This is a genomic window from Pseudomonas sp. NPDC088444 (assembly GCF_044900175.1).
Classification (GTDB): domain Bacteria; phylum Pseudomonadota; class Gammaproteobacteria; order Pseudomonadales; family Pseudomonadaceae; genus Aquipseudomonas.
On sequence record NZ_JBJDNK010000003.1, the window covers coordinates 39440 to 60726 of the forward strand.

The window sequence follows — 21287 nt, forward strand, 5'->3', positions numbered from 1 at the left end:
CCATGATCACGTTCAAGCAACTGATAGCGGCAGCGTTGCTCTCCCTCACGGCGGTCGGTGCGGTACAGGCCGAACGTCTGAAGGACATTGCCAGCATTTCTGGCGTACGGACCAACCAGTTGATCGGTTACGGTCTGGTGGTGGGCCTGAACGGCACGGGTGACCAGACCACCCAGACCCCGTTCACGCTGCAAACCTTCAACAACATGCTCTCGCAATTCGGCATCAAGGTGCCGGCGGGCTCGGGCACTGTGCAACTGAAAAACGTCGCGGCGGTTGCGGTGTACGCCGACTTGCCGCCGTTCGCCAAGCCCGGTCAGCAGATTGATATCACCGTGTCGTCCATCGGTAACTCGAAAAGCCTGCGCGGCGGTTCGCTGTTGATGACGCCACTGAAAGGTATCGATGGCAACGTCTATGCGGTCGCTCAGGGGAACCTGGTGGTCGGCGGTTTCGACGCCGAAGGTCGGGACGGTTCGAAGATCACCGTCAACGTTCCGTCCTCGGGCCGTATTCCTGGCGGTGCTTCGGTCGAGCGCGCGGTGCCGAGCGGTTTCAATCAGGGCAACTCGCTGACCCTGAACCTGAACCGCAATGACTTCACCACCGCCAAGCGCATCGTCGACAAGATCAATGACATGCTCGGCCCGGGCGTTGCTCAGGCCGTGGATGGCGGTTCCGTCCGGGTGACCGCGCCGTTGGACCCTAACCAGCGCGTCGATTATCTGTCGGTGCTGGAGAACCTGGAAATCGATCCGGGTCAGACCTCGGCGAAAGTCATCATCAACTCGCGCACGGGCACCATCGTCATCGGCCAGAACGTCAAAGTGTCCCCAGCGGCCGTGACCCACGGCAGCCTGACCGTGACCATCACCGAAGACCCGGTGGTCAGCCAGCCGGGCGCGTTCTCCAACGGTCAGACCGCCGTGGTGCCGCGTTCGAAGATCAATGCCCAACAGGAACTGCACCCGATGTTCAAGTTCGGTCCTGGCACGACGCTTGATGAGATCGTACGGGCCGTCAACCAGGTGGGCGCAGCGCCCGGTGACTTGATGGCGATTCTTGAAGCGTTGAAACAGGCAGGCGCACTGCAAGCCGACCTGATCGTGATTTAAAGGAAGGACGAATGAGCATTCCAAGTGGCGGGACCAGCACAGTCGATTCGGGGGCGTATACCGACCTCAATCGGCTGGCGTCCCTGAAGAACGGCGACCGCGAAAGCGATGCGAACCTCAAGAAGGTGGCGCAGGAGTTCGAGTCGCTGTTTGTCAGCCAGATGCTCAAGGCGATGCGTTCGGCCAACGAAGTGCTGGCCAAGGACAACCCGCTCAACAGCGACGCCACGCGCCAGTACCAGGACATGTACGACCAGCAATTGTCGGTGAGCCTGTCCCGCGAGGGTGGGGGTATCGGCCTGCAAGACGTGCTGATGCGCCAACTGTCGAAGACCAAGACCACGGAAATCGCCCCGGCACCCCAAGGCAATGCCACGCCTGCCCCCGATGCGAGCGGCGTTTCGCAAACCGGCCTGGCCACGCGCATCGCTCAGCGTCCGTTGTGGGCAACCCGTTCGGTGGCGCCTGCGCCGGCAACTGACGGCACCCCGCACAACGACGTTGCGGCGCTCAACGCCCGTCGTCTGGCGCTGCCTAGCAAGCTGACCGATCGCATTATGGCGGGCATTGTCCCGAATACTTCTGCCACGCAGGACGCCGCGGCCAACGGTGCCACGACCTTGAAAAACCGCATTGCCGTGTCCAGTGCCGTCGCCGCGGCCAAGCGCGCGGGCACCAACGGCGACTGGACCATCGGCCCGGAATACACCGCTCAGGCCGACGCTTATGTGCGCAATCGCGTGCAGACGCCACTCGCGCCCGCCAAGGCGGCGTTTGCCAGTGCCGACGATTTCGTCAACACCATGTTGCCGCTGGCCAAGGACGCCGCGGCACGCATCGGCGTTGACCCAACGGTGCTTGTCGCGCAGGCGGCGCTGGAAACCGGGTGGGGCAAATCCATCATGCGTCAATCCGATGGCAGCAGCAGCCACAACCTGTTCGGCATCAAGGCTCAGGGCGGCTGGCAGGGGCCTGAGGCGCGCGCGATCACCAGTGAGTTCCGCGACGGCAAGATGGTCAAGGAAACGGCGGACTTCCGTTCTTACGATTCCTACGCAGACAGCTTCCACGACCTGGTGAGCTTCCTGCAAAACAACAATCGCTATCAAGCCACGCTCAAGTCGGCCGATAACCCGGAACAGTTTGTGAAAGAGCTGCAGAAGGCCGGTTACGCCACGGACCCGGGCTACGCAAGCAAGATTTCTCAAATCGCGAAACAGATGAAGAGTTACCAGAACTACGCAGCCGCGCCGGTCTCTTCCACGACTTTATAAGGTTTGAACCATGTCACTGATTTCAATTGGGCTTTCAGGGCTGAACGCCAGCAGTGCAGCGATGACCACCATCGGCAACAACACTGCGAACGTTGATACGCTGGGCTACTCGCGCCAGCAAGTGATGACCACTGCCGGTGTGCAGCAGAATATTGGCGTCGGCTTCATCGGCACCGGTACCACGCTGTCCGACGTGCGTCGGATCTACAACAGCTTCCTCGACACCCAATTGCAGACCAGTACCTCGCTGGATTCCGATGCCCAGGCGTATCTGGGGCAGGCCAGCAAGCTGGATTCGATCCTGTCGGACAGCTCGACCGGCATCAGCACGGTGCTGAGCAACTTCTTTACCCAGATGCAAGCGTTGTCCAAGACGCCGACCGACTCGTCTGCGCGGACCAATTTTTTGACGTCTGCCAAGGCGTTGTCCGCCCAGTTCAATACCATCTCGCAGCAGATGAAGGATCAGAACGCTGGGATCAACAGCCAACTGACGTCGGTGGCTGGACAGGTCAACGCGCTGGCCTCTTCGATCGCCGATCTGAACAAACAGATTACCGCTGCGCAGTCGGCCGGCGGCGAGCCCAACTCGCTGCTCGATTCACGTAACGAAGCGGTCCGCCAGCTCAACGAACTGGTGGGCGCCAAGGTCGTTGAAACCAACGGCAACTATGACGTGTACATCGGTACTGGCCAGCCGCTGGTCACCGGCAGCAAAGCCAACACCCTGAGCGCCGGCCCGAGCGACAGCGACCCGAACGTGTACGCGCTCAAACTCAATTACCAGAACAGCGACGTGGACGTGTCCGGCGTTGTGACCGGCGGCACGCTGGGCGGGCTGCTGCGCTACCGCAGCGATGTGCTGCAACCGGCGCAAAATGAGCTCGGTCGACTGGCGCTGGTGGCCGCTGATCAGATCAACCAGCAGTTGAATCAGGGCGTCGATGCCAATGGCGACTTCGGCTCCAACCTGTTTACCAGCATCAACGACGCCAGCCTGGTCGCTCAGCGTAGCATCGCCAGCAAAGGCAACAGCGCGGGGTCCGGCAACCTCAATGTGACCATTTCCAACACGGGTGCGCTGACCACCAACGACTATCAGGTGACCTTCACCAGCGCCACCGGCTACAGCGTCAAACGCCTGCCGGACGGCAAGGACATGGGCTCCTACGACACCGGCACCACGCCCCCGCCCGTTATCGATGGTTTTTCGATGACTCTCAGCGGTTCGGTACAGGCCGGTGACAGCTTCAAAGTGAGTCCGACGGGCAACGCTGCCAGTGGCATCAAGACGGTCATGACCGATGCCAAAGACATCGCCACCGCAGGGCCGCTTACCGGTACAGCAGGGGCGTCCAACGCAACCACTGGCACTTTCAGCCAACCGACCCTGGCGACGCAAGTCGATATCTACAACGCCACGGCCACCACCGATCTGCGCAACGCGCTGACCGCGACCAGCCCGATGCGGATCGTCATGGGCGACAAGCAGGCGGACGGCTCGCAGCAGTACTCGCTGCTGGATGCCTCGGGTGGCGCGGTGAAAGACGCCTCGGGCAATCCGGTCACCGGGTTCATCGTGCAGGGCACTAACAATGACCTGTCGCTGCAAGTGGGCTACACCGACTCCGCGGGTGCGACCCAGTCGTACAGCATCAGCATGTCCATTTCCGGCACGCCCGGAAACGGTGACACCTTCAGCATCGCGGTGACCGGTGCAGGCTCTGCCGATAACCGTAACGCCGAATCGGTGCTGACGCTGCAGACCAAGCAGACGGTCGACACCGCTGCCGGTAACGGCACGGGTTCGAGCCTGAGCGGCGCCAACAGCAACATGATTACCACGGTCGGTTCCAAAGCCAGCCAGGCCAAGAACGACGCCACCGCCACTACCGCCGTGCTGACTCAGGCCAAGAGTGCGCGTGACAGCGTGTCGGGCGTGTCGCTGGATGAAGAGGCGGCCAACCTGGTCAAGTACCAGCAGTACTACACCGCCTCGTCGCAGATCATCAAAGCGGCTCAAGCCATCTTCAGCACGCTGATCAACAGTCTTTAAGGAGTCGTAAACCATGCGTATTTCCACTGCTCAGTTTTACGAAACCAGCGCGGCGAACTACTCGCGTACATACGCCAACGTCACCAAGACTGGCGAAGAAGTGTCCAGCCAGGTCAAGCTCAATACGGCCGGCGATGATCCGGTTGGCGCTGCTCGTGTCCTGCAATTGCAGCAACAGGGCACCTTGCTGAATCAGTACAAATCCAACATCGACAGCATCAATACCAGTGTCGTGAACTCGGAAACCGCACTCAGTGCCATTACCCAGGCGATCCAGCGCGCGCAGGAACTGACCCTGGGTGCCGCCAGCGCCTCGTTCACCGACAAAGACCGTCAGGCCAATGCCGCCGAGCTCAAAGAGCTGCAAACTCAGATTCTGGGTCTGATGAACACTCAGGATGCCAACGGCAGCTATATCTTTTCGGGGTCCAAGACCAGCACCGCGCCGTATACGGTTAACGCCGATGGCAGCTACAGCTATCAGGGTGACCAGACGCGTAATCTCGTGGCGATTTCCGGCGGCTCGACCATGGCCACCAACACCACCGGCTGGGATGCGTTCGAACAGGCGGTCAATACCACTCGTACTACGACTACGCTGGTGTCGCCGACCACTGACGACGGCATGATTTCGCTGTCGGGTGGCAGTGTCAGCAACAGCACTACCTACAATAGTCAGTTCACCGCCGGTCAGCCGTACACGATCTCGTTCACTAACGGTTCGCAGTATAAGATCCTCGACAAGGACGGCACCGATGTCACCGCGGACGCCACTGCGTCGGGCAAGTTCAGCACCACCAGCAGCGCGAACCAGACCGTTTCGTTCCGGGGCCTTGAGCTCAACCTGAACATCAACCTGACGACTGAGCAGTACGCAAGCTCCGCAGACGCCGATGCTGCGATGACTGCCTCGCCGCACACGTTCACGCTGGGCGTGTCGCCAAGCAGCGTCACCACCGCGCGCCTGCCTGCCAACCCGTCGAGCACCGTTATCACCAGCTCGACGGTGACCGATCAGGCCACGTTCGACAAGACGTTCCCCAATGGCGGCGCGATCCTGCGTTTCACCAGCGCGACTACTTACGACCTGTACGCTGCACCTTACAACGCGGCCACCAGCCAGCCGGTTTCCTCCGGGACCTTGACCGGTACGCCGGTGGCCAACCAGGCGGTGGCAGCGGGCGTTACATTCACCGTCAGCGGTTCGCCACCTGCGCCAGCGTCGGGTGATCAGTTCACGGTTCAGTCCAACACCCAGCAGAGCCAGAACATCCTCAACACCCTGAGCAACGTGATCAACGCTCTGAACGGAAAAGTGGACGGTGATCCGATTGCTATGCAGAAACTGCAGGCCACGCTGACCTCTACCATTGGTAACCTGACCAGCGCTGCCGATCAGATTTCCAATGCTGTGGCCGATGGTGGCGCACGGGCGCGAACCGCAACCGACCAAGGCACCACCAACCAGACGCAACTGGACAACGGCACCACCGAGGCGGGCACCATCACCTCGTCCGACCCTGTGGACGCGATCGCCCGTCTGACCTTGCAGAAAACCATGCTGCAAGCGTCGCAACAGGTGTTCACCATGCTGTCCAGCCTGAACCTGTTCAACAAGCTGTAAGCCCTGCGTTGTAAGGCGGCAGCGGCCACATTCGCTGCCGTCTTCGAGCCTCAACCGTTATTGTCAGCGGTCCAGTCGGCCCTTTCTCCAAGACGCCGCGCCGCTCGTGAGCCCGCCCGTGAATTCAGCTCCTCTCGTCAGCCTCGTCATTCCCGCCTACAACCCGCGTTTCTTCCGACGAGCCTTGCAGGACGCGCTGGCCCAGACGTATCAGCCGCTGGAAGTGCTGGTGTGCGATGACAGCCCGAACGATGAAATCCGGCAGATCGTCGAGCAGTTTGCCGACAGCACTCACGTGGCCCTGCGCTATGTGCGCAATCCTTCGCGTCTGGGATTCGTCGGCAACCTGCTGACGTGCCTGAGCGAAGCGCAGGGCGAGTTCATCAAGTTTCTGTGCGATGACGACCGGCTGTTTCCCGCCGCCATCGCCCGGCAGGCGAATGTGCTGATCGAGCATGACGACGTCAGTCTGGTCCTCGCTCAGCGTTACTTTTGCGACCCGGACGACATCCAGTTGCCTGCGCGGATCGAGAACTGCCCGCTCGCCGAAGCCAGCTCGCTGTTCTACGGCCCGGACCTGTTGTCGGTGTTCGACATTTCGCCGACCAATTTCCTCGGTGGCCTGACCAGTTCATTGATGCGCCGCCGCGACGTGCAGGCCATCCTGCCGGCCTTGCCTGAAGTCGGCAAAGGCTTCACGGCGCTGGTGGACTTCGTGCTGTACGTCTGCCTGCTCAAGCGCGGCAACATGGTCATGCTCAACGATGTGCTGAGCGCCGAACGCCTGCACCCGGAGCGGTTCAGCCGTCAGCAGGCCGTGCAGGACCTGATCGACGATGAACGTCACTGGCTCAAGCAAATGCTCAAGGCGCGGACCGCCGAGAACGCCCCCGAATACGGTTGGGTGCGCTACGTGCCGCTGTCTGAAGCGCAGGCGGGCAATCGTACCTGGCAAGAGCTGCCGCTGAGCCGCATGCTGGGCGACCGGCAGGCCGCATTACCCTGGCGAGTGGGCAGCGACAGCGAAAGTTTTTCCGAGCTGTATCAGCAGTGGTTGAGCTTCCGCACCCTGTTTGGCGCCGAGCGCCAGCGGGTGGCCGAAAACGTGGCCACCTGGCCGTCGCAGCCGAAGCTGGTAGCCGTGGTGCTCGACGAGTTTGGCAGCGCGGCGAACGTGGCGCTGACCCAGGACAGCCTCGATGCCCAGTTGTACCCGGCCGAGTTGACGTTGGTGCTGTCCAGCGCCTGTGACGCCCCGGTGTTGAACGAACGGGTGTTCACCTTGCCATTGCAGGCCGACTGGGTGGCGCAGCTCAACGAACTGTTGCCGCAGTTGCAGCGCGTTGACTGGGTTTACCTGCTGCGGGCCGGGGACCGTCTGACCGATTGTGCGCTGCTGGTGCTGGCCGAGCGCATGGCCACATCGCCCGAAGTGCTTTGTCTGTACAGCGACGAAGGCGCGCTGCACAAGGGCGAATCGGCTGAGCCCATTTTCAAGCCCGATTTCAACCTCGATCTGCTGCGCAGCTACCCCTATGTCGGGCGTGTGCTGGCGTTCCAGCGTGAGGCGCTGTTGCAGGTCGGCGGCTTCGACGCCGGTTTCGGCGAGCTGGCGCCCCACGACGCGATCTGGCGGTTGGTCGAGGCCCACGGTCCGGTGGTGCAGCATGCGGCGGAAATCCTCGTCGAGTCCCGTTTCTCTTTCCATCAGTGGCTCAAGCTCGCGGATGTCGCCAGGCACAGCGCGCCAGTGGTCAGTGCGCACCTTGAGCGCATGGGCATCGCGTATCAACTGCACGACACCGAAGAGCCGCTGATCAATCAGGTGCAATATCTGAGCGACGAACAGCCGCTGGTGTCCATCGTCATTGCCCACAAGGATCAGTTGGCGGCCTTGCAGCGTTGTATTGAAACGCTGCTGAGCAAGACGGCCTACGGTCAGTATGAGGTGCTGATCGTTGACCACGGCAGCGTGGGGGTAGAGGCGCGCAACTGGCTGGCGGACATGCAGCAGGTCGGTGGCGACAAGCTGCGCGTCGTGCAATACGCCGGGCAGGGCAGTGGCGCCGATGTGCGCAATTTCGCCGCAACCCACGCCCGTGGACAGTATCTGTTGCTGCTCAGCGTGTACGCCGTGATCGCCGATGCCGCCTGGCTGGACGAACTGCTGAACCATGGCCGCCGTGCCGAGGTGGGCGTGGTCGGCGCCAAACTGTTCAGTCCGGAAGGCTATGTACTACAGGCCGGGCTGATTCTGGGTTATCACGGCCCGGCAGGCCCTGCGTTCTTCGGCGAGCCACTGGGCGCACCGGGGCATCTCTTGCGCTTGCAGGCCGCGCAAAACCTGAGCGCCGTCGGCCCTGAGTGTCTGTTGATTCGTCGGGCGCTGTTCGATCAGTTGACCGGGCTGGACAGCAGCGGCTTCAGCGGCAGCCTGAGTGAAGTCGACCTGTGCCTGCGGGTGCGTCAATCCGGTTATCTGGTGGTCTGGACGCCGCGTGCATTGCTCGCGCTGGGGGCTTCGCCGCTGGCCGAGCAGGTGCGGGAAAAACAGTCGTTGATCGACGATCAGCACGAATTCTATATGCGCTGGTTGCCCACCGTGGCCCGTGACCCGGCCTATAACACGAACTTGCGCTTGACCGGTTCGTTCTACAGTCTGGAGCCGGGCTTGAAAAAGGGTTGGAACCCGTACTCGTCGCGGCGTCTGCCGAACGTGCTGGCGATCCCGGTCAACAGTACAGCGGTCGGGCACTACCGCGTGTCTCAGCCGTTCCTTGAGCTGGAGGCCGATGGCCGGATCGAGGGGCGTCTGAGCTATGACTTGCCGTCGATCATCGATCTGGAGCGTCAGTCCCCCGACGTGATCGTGGTGCAGTGCCGCTACAGCCAGACCTCCATCGATCAGGTCGTCACCCTCAAGACGTATTCCAACGCCCGACGCATTTACGAGCTGGACGATTACGTGATCAGCGTGCCGAAGAAAAACGGCCACATGCGCAACATGCCGACCAACATGGGGGAGATGGTGCGCCTCGGCACCAGCCTGTGCGATCGGGTCGTGGTGTCCACGGCGGCGTTGGCTGACGCGCTGTCCGGCATGCACCACGACATTCGCGTGGTGCCGAACATGCTGGCTTCGTCGTTGTGGAGTGGCGTGCGCAGCCAGCGACAAACCTCCCGCAAGCCGCGTGTCGGTTGGGGTGGGGGCACCAGTCACGCCGGTGACTTGGAGATCATCGCCGAGGTGGTCCGCGAGTTGGCCGATCAGGTGGAGTGGGTATTCTTCGGCATGTGCCCGGAAGCGTTGCGGCCCTACGTTCACGAATTTCACCCGGCGGTGGGCTTGGCGGCTTATCCGGCCAAGCTGGCGAGCCTGAATCTGGATCTGGCACTGGCGCCCCTGGAACACCACATCTTCAACGACTGCAAGAGCAACCTGCGGCTGCTGGAGTACGGCGCCTGTGGTTACCCGGTCATCTGCAGCGACACCCGTGCCTACGAAGGCTACTTGCCGTGCACGCGGGTCGTCAGCAACAGCACCGCCGAGTGGCTGGACGCCATTCGCATGCATTTGGCCGACCCTGCCGCCAGCTATCGCATGGGCGATGAACTGCGGGAGATCGTCATGCGCGATTACATCCTGCGTGGCGACAACTTGCAGCATTGGGTCAACGGCTGGCTTGCCGACTGATCCGTCTTTCGTGGCACCCCCGGCAAAGGCCGCATCAGGCCTTTGCCTCTTCCCTCGCATGTTCATCGCTCAGAGTTGGCGTAGTTCCTGCTACGTCACCGCCATGACGCCATAAAACGCACGCCTCAAGTGCCTGCTCCTGTGGGCTGGCGAACCTGTCCACTGGACTTCGGTCCCCGTGGCAGAGGGCGTGCGTGCGGCAAGCGACAGATTTCAGGCGCTCGATGAGCGGCTTGATGTCGCATGCCCCGGGCTTGCGTTCCCTCTCGGAACATTTCTTTTTTGACGCTTGGCAGGATGGCAGGAACGTAATGCATAGCCACCAACTTTCGGGAAACACCATGTCGTTTAACCAGCAGCTCACCCTCGTTGTCATCACGCAGGACCGGCCTGCCTTCTTGCGCCGGACCCTGCAGTACTACAGCTCGCTGGCTGCCCGGGTGCTGGTGCTCGATGCTTCGCTGGAGTCCAATGGCGACATCGCTGCGTTGTTCCCGCAAGTGGCCTATCAACATCTGCCCCAATTCGCAGATAAACCACAGCAAACCATCGCTCACGGCGTTGCCCAGGTCGCGACGCCGTTCATGGCTTTTGTCGATGATGCGGATTTCCTGGTTCACGACGCGTTGGTTCAGTCGGTGGACTTTCTTGCGGCGAACCCTGCCTACGGCCTGTGCCATGGCTACTGCCTGATGTACAAGGCACACGGCGACAGCGTCGAGTACCTGCGTCGCGACAAGAAAGTGCTCGAAGACTACGCCAGTGATCTCGCCGCCGAGCGCGTGTCGAGTTTCATGGATCAGTACCTGCCGCCGTTCTACGCGGTCACCCGCACGGCGCTGCTTGAGCAATGGTTCGCAGCGCTGCCGGAAGGCTGTTCGGGGGAAATGCAGGAGTTCGGCCACGCGTTCTACCTGTTGGCCAGCGCCAAGGCGCGGATCCTGCCGATCCCTTACGTCGTGCGCGAGAGCGAGCATCGTTTCTGCGGCCAACAGACCAACATGCTCAAGAAGCTGGGCAGCACTGATCCCGAATCCGTGGTGGAGCGTCAGCAGTTCGCCAGCTTCCTGAGTTCGCTGGACACCGGTCTGTCTGTGCTGGCCACCGCCGAGCGTGCCGCCGTGGTTCAGTCTGCCTACGACACCTTGCGCACCTGCCTGGACGAGCAGCGTTCGCTGACCCAGACCTCTATCCTGTCGTCGCACTGGCTCGACGTCTTCACCCCGGCAGAGCGCAAGTTCGGTCCTCGTCAGTTTGTCGAAATGCCGTTCTACAATCAGCCTTTCTTTGACGTACTGAGCCAGATCGAGTTTTTGATCCATGCCATGCCTGCGGGTCAGCAACAGATCGAACAGCTTGAAGGCGTGTGGGTGCGTCAGGAGCTGTTGCTGCGCACCCACGACAACGACAACGCCGAGACCATCGCCAATCGACTGTGGGAAGCGATGGCGCTGAATATTTTCAACCCGCACATCGTCGAGCCGTTGGCAAAACTCGTGGCCGATCAGGACAACCGCGAAGAGGCCGCGCAAATGGCCAAATGGCTGCAGCGCCTGACGTCGATTCATCGTCAGGACCATCGCATCGGTTTCGCCGACATGCCGTCCGGGCGCCTGTTGCATTGGCTCGATGCGCGCAAACCTTCTGTTGCCGATGCACAGGCGATCGTCCAACGCATTGCCGCTCAAGGCCCGGCGCCGCAGTTCGGTATCCTGCTGCTGGACCTGGAGGATGACATGCACAAGTTGCAAGTCACCCTGGACAGTCTGGTCGAAGGCCATTGCAAATCCTTCAAGGTGGTGGTGTTCACCACGGGTGAACCGCCTGCGGCGACCAGTGCGCAAAACACGCTGCACTTCGTGCGGGTGAGCAAAAGCAACTGGGTCGAGAAGATCAATCAGGTGGTGCAGCAGTCCACCAGCGACTGGATGCTCCTGGCCGACGTGGGCGACGAGTTCACGCCGGGCGGCCTGTTGCGTGCCTCGCTGGAATTGCAGGCGGCGCCGCAGTGCCGCGCCGTGTTTGCCGATGAGGTCCAGCGCCTTCCAGGCGGCGCGCTGACTCACGTCATGCGTCCGGGCTTCAACCTTGACTTGTTGCAGGGCAATCCGAGCCTGATGTCCCGTCACTGGTTGTTGCGCCGCGACGTGCTCGTGGAAGCGGGCGGCTATTCGGCGGACTTCACTCAGGCACTGGAATTCGAACTGTTGCTGCGCGTGATCGAGCAGGGCGGCATGGGCTGGCTGGCGCACCTGGACGAGCCGTTGCTGATCTGCGACGCGCTGCCGGTCGAGGAAAACCCGCAACAGCGTCTGGCGCTGACCCGTCATCTGAGCAACCGCGGCTACAAGGCGCAGGTCATTGCCACCACGCCGGGTACCTGGCGCATCGACTACCGCCACAGCCAGCGGCCAATGGTGTCTGTGTTGCTGGCCAGCGACGACAACCTCGCCGACCTGCAACGCTGTCTGGCCAGCGTGACCCTGCGCACCCGTTACGTCAGTTACGAAGTGCTGATTGCCGACAACCACAGCCAGTCGCCTGAAATGGTCGAATGGCTGGCCCGTCAGGAAAAAGGGCGTGTGCGGGTCATCCGCACCGAACGACGTCTGAGCAAGGCGGCGCTGATCAACGCAGCCCGTCAGCAGGCCAAGGGCGAGTACCTGATTCTGCTGTCGGCCCACAGTGAGATCGTCGGTCCGAACTGGATCGACGCGCTGCTCAATCAGGCCATGCGCCCCGAAGTGGGCGTGGTGGGTGCCAAGCTGCTCGACCGCCAGGGCAAGGTCAGCCAGGCCGGCCTGATTCTAGGCCTCAACGGCGGTGTCGGCCCGGCGTTTGTCGGCGAGCCGAAAGACGCGGCGGGTTACTTGCATCGCTTGTTGCTCGACCAAAGCTACTCGGCGGTCTCCGACGCGTGCCTGATGGTGCGCGCTGAACTGTTCGACGCCGTGGGCGGGCTGGACGAAGCGCAGTTCGCTGACGCCTTCGCTGATGTCGACCTGTGCCTGAAACTGGGCCAGGCCGGGTACTTGATCGTCTGGACGCCGCAGGTGCAGGTCGTCCATCCAGGCACTTTGCCCGTCGCTCCGGCTGCGTTGGCGGCCCTGCAAGGCAAATGGGCGGACGCATTCGCCCATGATCTGGCTTACAACAAGAACCTGGACCTCACCGGCAAAGGGTTCTCGCTGGGCGAGCCATCCGGTTCGAGCTGGGCCGAACTGCTCGCCTGAGGCGGCAAGGGTAAAGGACTTTCATATGTTCAATGGCAAATCGGTGTTCATCTCAGGCGCGACCGGCTCGTTCGGTCGCCAGTTCATCCGCACGCTGCTGGAACGCTACCAGCCCCGGCGCGTGGTGGTGTTCTCCCGCGATGAACTCAAACAATATGAAATGCAGCAGGAATTCAACGCGCCCTGCATGCGTTACTTCCTGGGCGACGTGCGCGACGCCGAGCGTCTGCAACAAGGCATGCGCGGCATCGACTACGTGGTGCATGCCGCTGCGCTCAAGCATGTTCCCGCGGCCGAGTACAACCCGACCGAGTTCATCCGCACCAACGTCAATGGCGCCGAGAACATCATTGCGGCGGCCATCGCCAACGGCGTGAAGAAGGTCATCGCGCTGTCCACTGACAAGGCGGCCAGCCCGATCAACCTGTACGGCGCGACCAAGCTGCTGTCGGACAAACTGTTTGTCGCGGCCAACAACATCGGTGGCGAAGAACAGACCCGTTTTGCCGTGGTGCGCTACGGCAACGTGGCGGGGTCCCGAGGCTCCATCGTGCCGTTCTTCAACAAGCTGATCGCGGGTGGCGCCAAAGAGCTGCCGATCACCGATGCGCGCATGACGCGGTTCTGGATCACCCTGGACCACGGCGTGGATTTCGTCTTGCAAAGCTTCGAGCGCATGCACGGCGGCGAAGTCTTCGTGCCGAAGATTCCGTCGGTGCGCATCGTCGATCTGGCGCAGGCCATGGCGGCCGATTTGCCGCACAAGATCGTCGGCATTCGTCCGGGTGAAAAGCTCCACGAGCTGATGGTCCCGCAAGACGATGCGCGCATGACCCTTGAGTTCAAGGATCACTACACCATCGTGCCGTCGATTCGCTTCAACAACGTCGACATCGATTTCGCCATCGACGCCACCGGCGAAAAAGGCAGCCCTGTCGCCGATGATTTCGAATACCGCTCCGACACCAATCCGGACTTCATGTCGGTGCCGCAGATCAGCCAATTGCACGCCGATATCCAGCCATGATTCCTTATGGTCGTCAGAGCATCGATCAGGCCGACATCGATGCGGTGGTCGAGGTGCTCAGGTCCGACTGGTTGACCCAAGGCCCGAGCATCGAGCGCTTTGAAGCCACGATGGCCGCGCGCTGTGAAGCCGGATTCGGTGTGGCGGTGTGCAACGCCACGGCGGCGCTGCACATTGCTTGTCTCGCAGCCGGGTTGGGGGAGGGTGACTGGCTGTGGACCAGCCCCAACACCTTTCTCGCATCGGCCAACTGCGGGCGTTACTGCGGCGCTCGGGTGGACTTCGTCGACATCGATCCGCTGACCTGGAACCTCGACGCCCATGCCCTCGCGGCGAAGCTGGACACCGCCGAGCACGAAGGGCGGCTGCCGAAAGTCGTCATCGCCGTTGCGTTTTCCGGACAAAGTTGTGACATGCGAGCGATTCGTCAACTCGCGCAACGCTACGGCTTCGTGGTCATCGAAGACGCCTCCCACGCCGTGGGTGCCCGTTATGCCGGTCGCCCCGTGGGCTGTGGTGAATACGCAGACATGACGGTGTTCAGTTTCCATCCGGTGAAAATCATCACCACCGGGGAGGGCGGGCTGGTACTGACCAACCGGCCGGAGCTGGCCGAACGTCTGCGTCGTCTGCGCAGCCACGGCATGACCCGTGACCCGGCGCATATGGACGAACCGAGTCATGGTCCCTGGTACTACCAGCAGGTGGAGTTGGGGTTCAATTACCGCATCACCGATATTCAGGCCGCATTGGGGCTGTCGCAGTTGAACCGGCTCGACGGCTTTCTGGCGCGACGTCGCGAACTGGCCGCCCGTTACCAGACCTTGCTCGCCGATCTGCCATTGAGCTTGCCCACCGCGCAGACCGAAGCCGAATCGGCCTGGCACCTGTACGTGGTGCGGGTGCAGGTGCAGCGCCTGTCGCTCAGTCATCGTGAGGTGTTCGAACGTTTGCGTGCTGCCGGAGTCGGCGTCAACGTGCACTACATTCCCGTGCATTTGCAGCCGTACTATCGGGATCAGGGCTTTGGGCCGGGTGACTTTCCCCAGGCTGAGGCGTATTACGGCGAAGCGATCAGCCTGCCGTTGTACCCTGCCATGACCGACGAACAGCAGGACGAGGTGATCGGACAGTTGCGGCGCCTGCTGGTCGATGCCAGGGATGACTGACATGCCAGCACTGATTCAAGGATTCTCCTCATGAGCGCCGTGGCAATCATCCCGGCTCGCGGGGGCAGCCAACGCATCCCGCGCAAGAACCTGAAGCTGTTCAATGGCCAGCCGATGATCGTCGGCTCGATCCGCACCGCATTGAGCAGCGGCTTGTTCGACCGGGTGGTGGTCAGCACCGACGATGAGGACATCGCTGAGGTCGCCCGTGCACACGGCGCTGAAGTGCCGTTCATGCGGCCCTCAGCGCTGGCCGACCATTTCACGGGAACGGCCGCGGTCATTCAACACGCCATCGGCGCGCTTGATCAGGCCTACGACTACACCTGCTGCCTCTACGCGACCGCGCCGTTGCTGCAACCACGTTTTTTGCGTCAAGGGCTGGAGGCCTTGCAGGCTGCCCCTGACAAATCCTATGCATTCTCAGTGTGCGGTTTTGGCTTCCCCGTTCAGCGGGCGTTGATCATGACCGAGGATGGCAGCCTCGATGCCATGCAACCCCAATACCGCCACGTGCGCTCCCAGGATCTGGCAGCGGCCTATCAGGACGCGGGCCAGTTCTACTGGGGGCGCAGCGAGGCATGGCTGCGCGGGGACGTCGTCTTTTCTTCACTGAGCCTGCCGGTCATCCTGCCTCGCCATCTGGTTCAGGACATCGACACCGAAGAAGACTGGCGGCGTGCCGAGTACCTGTATGCGGCGCTCAAAGCTACAGGGGAGCTGGAAGGGTGAGGGTCTTGATTCGTGCCGATGCATCGATCGCCATCGGCAGCGGGCACATCGCGCGGTGCCTGACGCTGGCGCATACCTTGCGCAAGCAACAGGTGGACGTGCAATTCGCCTGCCGCCAGTTGCCCGGCCACGCCTTGCAACGCCTGCGCGATGCTGGCTTCGTCACCCATGCCTTGCCGGGCCACTACGTTCAAGAGCACAGCGGCGCCGACATCGAAGCCGCGCTGCCCTGGCAGGAGGATATCTATGCGCTGGGCGAACAGTTGGCCGACGAGCCGACGTTCGACTGGCTGATCGTTGACCACTACGGCCTGGACGCTCGCTGGGAGACCGCAGCGCGTCAACTGACTCACCGCTTGATGGCCATCGACGACCTCGCCAATCGGCCCCATGCCGTGGACGTGTTGCTTGACCAGAACTATTCCGCGCAGGTGCTGGACAACCCTTATGCCCAATGGGTCGGGGCGTCGTGCCAGACATTCCTGGGACCGCGATTTGCACTTCTTCGCGAGGAATTCCAATGCGCGGCGATCGCGATCAAGCCGCGGGTCGAGCGGGTGCTGGTAAATTTCGGCGGGTTCGATGCAGCGCATCAGGTGCATGCGACGTTACTGGCACTGAAGGGCTTCGATGACCTTTCGGTGGACATCGTCGCGGGTTTGCACAACCCCGATTGGGAAGCGCTGCAAGCTTTGTGCGCCGAACGTCCGAACTGGTATTTGCAGGCGCTGACCGATGACTTTTTCGGCCTGATGCAGCGTGCCGACCTGTTCATCGGAGCCGGGGGCGGCACGACATGGGAACGGGCTGCACTGGGCCTGCCAACCCTGTGTATCTCCGTGGCGCACAACCAGGCACTCAACGCCCGGTTGCTGGGGCAAGCGGGTGTGCACCGCTATCTGGGGCCTCACGAGTGCGTGACCACAGAACAATTGACCCACGCGATTCGTGACCTGATCGCTGACCCGGCGCAACGACTGAGCATGGCCGAGCGCTCGCGCGTTTTGGTGGATGGTTGTGGCGCCGAACGACTGGCGAACACCCTGATCGGGCATGAATTTTTTGCAGCGAGTGAGCAACCATGAACACCTTCAAGATCGGCTCCAGAGCGATCGGCCCCGATGCGCCGCCCTTCATCATCGCGGAAATGAGCGGCAACCATAACCAGTCGCTGGATCAGGCGTTGCGCATCGTGGAAGCCGCAGCCAGGGCGGGCGCCCATGCGCTCAAGCTGCAAACCTACACCGCCGACACCATGACGCTGGACATCGACGAGGGCGAGTTCTTCATCAAGGACCCCAACAGCCTGTGGGCCGGCACTTCGTTGTATGCGCTTTACGAACAGGCCCATACCCCCTGGGAGTGGCATGCACCAATCTTTGCCCGAGCCAAGGCGCTGGGCCTGCTGGCGTTTTCCACACCGTTTGACGAGACTGCTGTCGATTTTCTCGAAAGCCTTGATGTGCCGGCCTACAAGATCGCCAGCTTTGAGAACACCGACATTCCGCTGATCCGCAAAGTGGCCGGCACCGGTAAGCCGATGATCATCTCCACCGGCATGGCCAGCATCGCCGAACTGGACGAAACGGTGCGCGCTGCCCGTGAGGCGGGTTGCAAGGATCTGGTTCTGCTCAAGTGCACCAGCACGTATCCGGCGTCTCCTGAAAACAGCCACATCCGCACGATTCCGCATCTGGCGGGGCTGTTTGGCTGTCAGGTGGGGCTGTCCGATCACACCATGGGCGTAGGTGTGTCGGTGGCGGCGGTGGCAATGGGGGCCACGGTGATCGAAAAACACTTCACCCTGGATCGTGCTGAGGGTGGCGTCGACGCCAGTTTCTCTCTGGAGCCTGCCGAGATGGCCAGTCTGGTGACTGAAACCGAGCGAGCCTGGCAGGGCTTGGGGCGTGTTCAATATGGGGCGACGCAGGCGGAGCAGAAGTCGCTGCAGTACCGTCGGTCGCTGTACGTCGTGAAGGACATCGCCGAGGGCGAGGCCTTCACTGTACAGAATGTGCGCGCCATTCGCCCCGGTCTTGGCCTGGCCCCCAAGCACATCGATGCGATCTTGGGGCGAAACGCCCGCCAGCCGCTCAAGCGCGGAACGGCGCTTGACTGGGATGTCATTGGCTAACGCAGCCGCAGTTGCTCCTGCTCTTGCTCTTCGAACGCAATAGTCCAGACACCGCCGAACGCGACTTGCGTTCAGCCTGCACCCAACTCGGGTTCGGCGGTGTCTGGACTGTTGCGTATGGAGATCAAGAGCAAAATCAAAAGCTGGGGCTGGGCGCCCTGCCGCAAGGGCGCGGTGCCCTGCCACCCACAACCGCATTTTGGTGACATCTTCATGTCAATTGCCTGTCGTAAAGCCAATCGACCCTTGCGCCGCACTGCCCGGTCAGCTAAAAGCTTGTAAAACTTTTGGTGACCTGCGAGTCACTCCGGGCATCTCCACTGTATCGTGCTTGCTGCAATGACGACATCTGGCCGAATTCAGCGGTGTTCTGGCTGATTCAACGCCTGATGACTCGGTTTTTTAGGCTTCAAGCCCCCCGGATTTTCAATGCCCCGCCTCAGGGCGACGGGCGATGTTCAGCGTTTTTGATTGGGAAGCCAGAATGATTGGCATTAAAAGCATAGCGAGTTACGTGCCGACAGCCGGCGTCGACAATTACGCGCAGGGTGCAAAATTCGGGAAGGATGAAGACTTCATCCTCGGCAAGATCGGCTCCGCTTTTCTGCCACGCAAAGACGATGCTCAGGAAACCTCTGACCTGTGTGTCGAAGCCGCCAACAAGCTGTTCGCCAACAACCCGGAACTGTCTCGCGACGCCATCGACGTGCTGATCGTCGTCACCCAGAACGGCGACGAAGAAGGGCTGCCGCACACCTCCGCCATCGTTCAGCACAAGCTCGGCCTGTCGACCAACGTCGCCACGTTCGACATTTCGCTGGGCTGCTCGGGCTACGTCTACGGCCTTTATGCGATCAAAGGTTTCATGGAAGCTACGGGGTTGAAGAACGGCCTGCTGGTGACCTCGGACCCGTATTCGAAAATCGTCAGCCCCGACGACCGCAACACCACCATGCTGTTCGGCGACGCCGCCACCGCCACCTGGATGGGTGAAGACGCGCAGTGGCATCTGGGCAAGTCCAAATTCGGCAGCGATGGCAGTGGTGCTGAATTCCTCAAGACCATCAACGGCAACTTCTATATGAATGGCCGCCAGGTGTTCAACTTCGCGCTGGTGAAAGTGCCTGCGCACTTGAATGAATTGCTGGAAGAGTCCAGCCTGCAATCCTCCGATATCGATGCGTTCTGCATTCACCAGGGCAGTGCGGCTATCGTCGATGCCGTCGCGCGCCGCTTCGAAGAAGGTGCTCAGGCCGAGAAGTTCGTCAAGGACATGCTCGAAACCGGTAACACCGTCTCTTCCAGCGTGCCGTTGTTGCTGGAAAAGCACATGCTCGACTCGACCTGGAAACGCGTGGCCATCAGCGGCTTCGGCGTAGGCTTGTCGTGGGGTTCGGCGATCCTTTATCGTCCTTGACCCTGAGTCAGTCAAAACGGCGACACTGATCATCAGGTCGCCGTTTTTTTATTCCTCTCGTTTGATAAGGACGCGCTCATGAGCGAGATTTTCCAGCGCAACCTCGCCGTCATCGAGCAGCGCTGGCCCCACATTGCTCTTCGGCTGCACGCTGAGGATGCCTGGGCCGTGCCCGCCGAGCAGGTGGACGGTCAGGCATGGACGCTGTCAGTGGCGGGAATTCAGCTCACCAGCCGCCATGACCGGATCGCCGAGGCGCAATTGCAGGCGGCCAGTTTCCCTGCCCAGTGTGCCGAAGCCCATGTGTACGGGACTGGGTTGGGGGATGTACAGCGCGTCATGCTGGGATCTTCCAGCCTCCAAGCCCTGCATGTGCACATTCTCAATGGCGCGTTGTTCGCGTTGGTGCTGCAACTGCTCGAACAGGATGACTGGCTGAGCGACCCTCGGGTGGTGCTGGCGTATGCCGACGAGCGAACGGAAATCCAGTTGCCGTTCTTCGCGTTGCCTGCCGAAATGGTGCTCGCCGACGACAGCAGTGCGCGGATTCGCGATCGTCTGGTCAGCGAGGTGCACGTCAATTTCAATAACCGCGAATTCTCCACCGACAACCCGGAAAACATCGAGCGTCTGAAACAGGGCAGGGCGCTGCTGGAATCGGACAGCGATGTGGCCGCGCTTTTCGGCACGCACGCGGGCCGTGATGTGTTTGTGATCGCCACCGGCCCCAGCCTGCAACAACATTTGCCCCGTTTGTCGAACGTCTCGCAGAGCGCTCAACGGCCGTTGCTGATCTGCGTCGACACCGCTTACGTGCCGTTGCGCAATCAGGGCATCCGGCCGGACATCGTGGTCAGCATCGACCATCGCATCAGCAGCCGACACCTGCCTGCCCCAGATTCCGAAGGCATCACGCTGGTGTATTTGCCCGGACAGGACGCTGCCATGCTGAACGCCTGGCAAGGACCGCGATTCGTTGGTTACTCATCCAGCCCGATGTACGCAGAGATTCGCCAGCAGACTCCCAGGGCGAGTCTGTTCGTGGGCGGCAGCGTCATTCACCCGGCCGTCGACCTGGCCGTGCAGATGGGCGCGGCGAGCATCACCCTGTTCGGCGCCGACTTCGCCTTCCCCGGTGGCAAGACCCACACGGGCTGGCAGGACGGCGCGCTTGGCCCGGAATTGAATATCGCCAAACACTGGGTGCTCGACGGGCGTGGGCACAAGGTCAAGACACAGCTCAACTTTCGCAGTTATCTGATCGAGTTGGAGCGCTACATCACCCAACACCCCGACGTGCGGTTCTTCAACACCAGCCGCGACGGTGCCCTTATCACCGGCACCCACTTCGACCCGGACTGGACGGCACCATGACAGACCTTGAACACATCTCCCACGATGCTCGTCGCTGCGCTCGGTTGTTTCGGCTGGGACGCGACATCGAAGGGGCATTGAAAATGGTCGAGTTGATCGACGCAGCGCTGCCAACCTTTACCGCCCGTCCCGCGGATCAACAGGCCGAATGGGCGCAAGTGTTGACTGCGATTTTGCAGTGCCAGGAACGGCAGGACTGGATTGGATTAGCGGACTGGCTGGAGGGGGAGTTTGTAGCGTTGTGTGTTCAGTGATTATTTCTCCTGCGAGAAAAAACGCAGAAAGTTCCTACATATAAATAAATTGGTATCGAAGAAACGGCCCGAAGAGGCCGTTTTTTTATGTTTTTTTAAATCTGATATTTCTGAATACGTTAGCGTGTTAATTGCCCTTCATTTGTCGTGATGGCACCGGTGATGTTGAGGTTTAGTGATTAAA

14 protein-coding genes are annotated in these 21287 nt (G+C 61.4%); all 14 read left to right on the forward strand.

Annotation, left to right across the window (positions count from 1 at the left end; translation table 11 throughout):
* Positions 1-2 precede the first annotated feature (2 nt).
* The 14 genes from ACI2KB_RS07180 (at position 3) to ACI2KB_RS07245 (ending at position 21103) form a co-directional block, all read left to right on the forward strand.
* Complete coding sequence (locus tag ACI2KB_RS07180) at positions 3-1115, forward strand: flagellar basal body P-ring protein FlgI (protein ID WP_404632869.1); 1113 nt, start codon at positions 3-5, stop codon at positions 1113-1115.
* An 11-nt stretch (positions 1116-1126) separates the two neighbouring features.
* Positions 1127-2389, forward strand: a complete 1263-nt coding sequence (gene flgJ, locus ACI2KB_RS07185) for a flagellar assembly peptidoglycan hydrolase FlgJ (RefSeq protein ID WP_404632871.1) — start codon at positions 1127-1129, stop codon at positions 2387-2389.
* A 10-nt stretch (positions 2390-2399) separates the two neighbouring features.
* Complete coding sequence (gene flgK / locus ACI2KB_RS07190; RefSeq protein ID WP_404632873.1) at positions 2400-4445, forward strand: flagellar hook-associated protein FlgK; 2046 nt, start codon at positions 2400-2402, stop codon at positions 4443-4445.
* A gap of 13 nt (positions 4446-4458) precedes the next feature.
* Positions 4459-6069, forward strand: a complete 1611-nt coding sequence (locus tag ACI2KB_RS07195; protein ID WP_404632875.1) for a flagellar hook-associated protein 3 — start codon at positions 4459-4461, stop codon at positions 6067-6069.
* Between the two features lie 118 nt (positions 6070-6187).
* Positions 6188-9763, forward strand: a complete 3576-nt coding sequence (locus ACI2KB_RS07200) for a glycosyltransferase (protein ID WP_404632877.1) — start codon at positions 6188-6190, stop codon at positions 9761-9763.
* A 341-nt stretch (positions 9764-10104) separates the two neighbouring features.
* The gene (locus ACI2KB_RS07205) at positions 10105-12996 is read left to right on the forward strand and encodes a TIGR00180 family glycosyltransferase (RefSeq protein WP_404632879.1); all 2892 of its coding nucleotides are present in this window, start codon (positions 10105-10107) and stop codon (positions 12994-12996) included.
* A 25-nt stretch (positions 12997-13021) separates the two neighbouring features.
* Positions 13022-14023 (forward strand): UDP-N-acetylglucosamine 4,6-dehydratase (inverting), encoded by a 1002-nt coding sequence (pseB, locus tag ACI2KB_RS07210; protein WP_404632881.1) that lies wholly within the window; start codon positions 13022-13024, stop codon positions 14021-14023.
* Complete coding sequence (pseC, locus tag ACI2KB_RS07215) at positions 14020-15192, forward strand: UDP-4-amino-4,6-dideoxy-N-acetyl-beta-L-altrosamine transaminase (RefSeq protein ID WP_404632883.1); 1173 nt, start codon at positions 14020-14022, stop codon at positions 15190-15192. The genes pseB and pseC overlap by 4 nt, the downstream gene beginning before the upstream one ends.
* Before the next feature lie 30 nt (positions 15193-15222).
* A complete protein-coding gene (gene pseF, locus ACI2KB_RS07220) occupies positions 15223-15924 on the forward strand; it encodes a pseudaminic acid cytidylyltransferase (RefSeq protein WP_404632885.1) in 702 nt (233 codons plus the stop codon).
* Positions 15921-17009: a UDP-2,4-diacetamido-2,4,6-trideoxy-beta-L-altropyranose hydrolase gene (pseG, locus tag ACI2KB_RS07225; RefSeq protein WP_404632887.1), complete on the forward strand. Its 1089-nt coding sequence runs from the start codon at positions 15921-15923 to the stop codon at positions 17007-17009. The genes pseF and pseG overlap by 4 nt, the downstream gene beginning before the upstream one ends.
* Entirely contained in the window at positions 17006-18058 is a 1053-nt protein-coding gene (pseI, locus tag ACI2KB_RS07230) for a pseudaminic acid synthase (RefSeq protein ID WP_404632889.1), read from the forward strand. The genes pseG and pseI overlap by 4 nt, the downstream gene beginning before the upstream one ends.
* Before the next feature lie 484 nt (positions 18059-18542).
* Positions 18543-19475, forward strand: a complete 933-nt coding sequence (locus ACI2KB_RS07235) for a ketoacyl-ACP synthase III (protein ID WP_404632891.1) — start codon at positions 18543-18545, stop codon at positions 19473-19475.
* A 78-nt stretch (positions 19476-19553) separates the two neighbouring features.
* Positions 19554-20849 carry a motility associated factor glycosyltransferase family protein gene (locus ACI2KB_RS07240; RefSeq protein WP_404632893.1) on the forward strand — a complete coding sequence of 432 codons (1296 nt, stop codon included), beginning with the start codon at positions 19554-19556 and terminating at the stop codon, positions 20847-20849.
* Complete coding sequence (locus ACI2KB_RS07245; protein ID WP_404632895.1) at positions 20846-21103, forward strand: hypothetical protein; 258 nt, start codon at positions 20846-20848, stop codon at positions 21101-21103. The genes ACI2KB_RS07240 and ACI2KB_RS07245 overlap by 4 nt, the downstream gene beginning before the upstream one ends.
* The last annotated feature ends 184 nt before the right edge of the window (positions 21104-21287 follow it).

Coding starts and splice junctions, on each gene's coding strand:
- ACI2KB_RS07180 (WP_404632869.1), top strand. CDS start 3: ATGATCACGTTCAAGCAACTGATAGCGGCAGCGTTGCTCTCCCTCACG.
- pseB (WP_404632881.1), top strand. CDS start 13,022: ATGTTCAATGGCAAATCGGTGTTCATCTCAGGCGCGACCGGCTCGTTC.
- ACI2KB_RS07205 (WP_404632879.1), top strand. CDS start 10,105: ATGTCGTTTAACCAGCAGCTCACCCTCGTTGTCATCACGCAGGACCGG.
- ACI2KB_RS07195 (WP_404632875.1), top strand. CDS start 4,459: ATGCGTATTTCCACTGCTCAGTTTTACGAAACCAGCGCGGCGAACTAC.
- pseC (WP_404632883.1), top strand. CDS start 14,020: ATGATTCCTTATGGTCGTCAGAGCATCGATCAGGCCGACATCGATGCG.
- ACI2KB_RS07235 (WP_404632891.1), top strand. CDS start 18,543: ATGATTGGCATTAAAAGCATAGCGAGTTACGTGCCGACAGCCGGCGTC.
- pseF (WP_404632885.1), top strand. CDS start 15,223: ATGAGCGCCGTGGCAATCATCCCGGCTCGCGGGGGCAGCCAACGCATC.
- ACI2KB_RS07245 (WP_404632895.1), top strand. CDS start 20,846: ATGACAGACCTTGAACACATCTCCCACGATGCTCGTCGCTGCGCTCGG.
- ACI2KB_RS07240 (WP_404632893.1), top strand. CDS start 19,554: ATGAGCGAGATTTTCCAGCGCAACCTCGCCGTCATCGAGCAGCGCTGG.
- flgK (WP_404632873.1), top strand. CDS start 2,400: ATGTCACTGATTTCAATTGGGCTTTCAGGGCTGAACGCCAGCAGTGCA.
- flgJ (WP_404632871.1), top strand. CDS start 1,127: ATGAGCATTCCAAGTGGCGGGACCAGCACAGTCGATTCGGGGGCGTAT.
- pseI (WP_404632889.1), top strand. CDS start 17,006: ATGAACACCTTCAAGATCGGCTCCAGAGCGATCGGCCCCGATGCGCCG.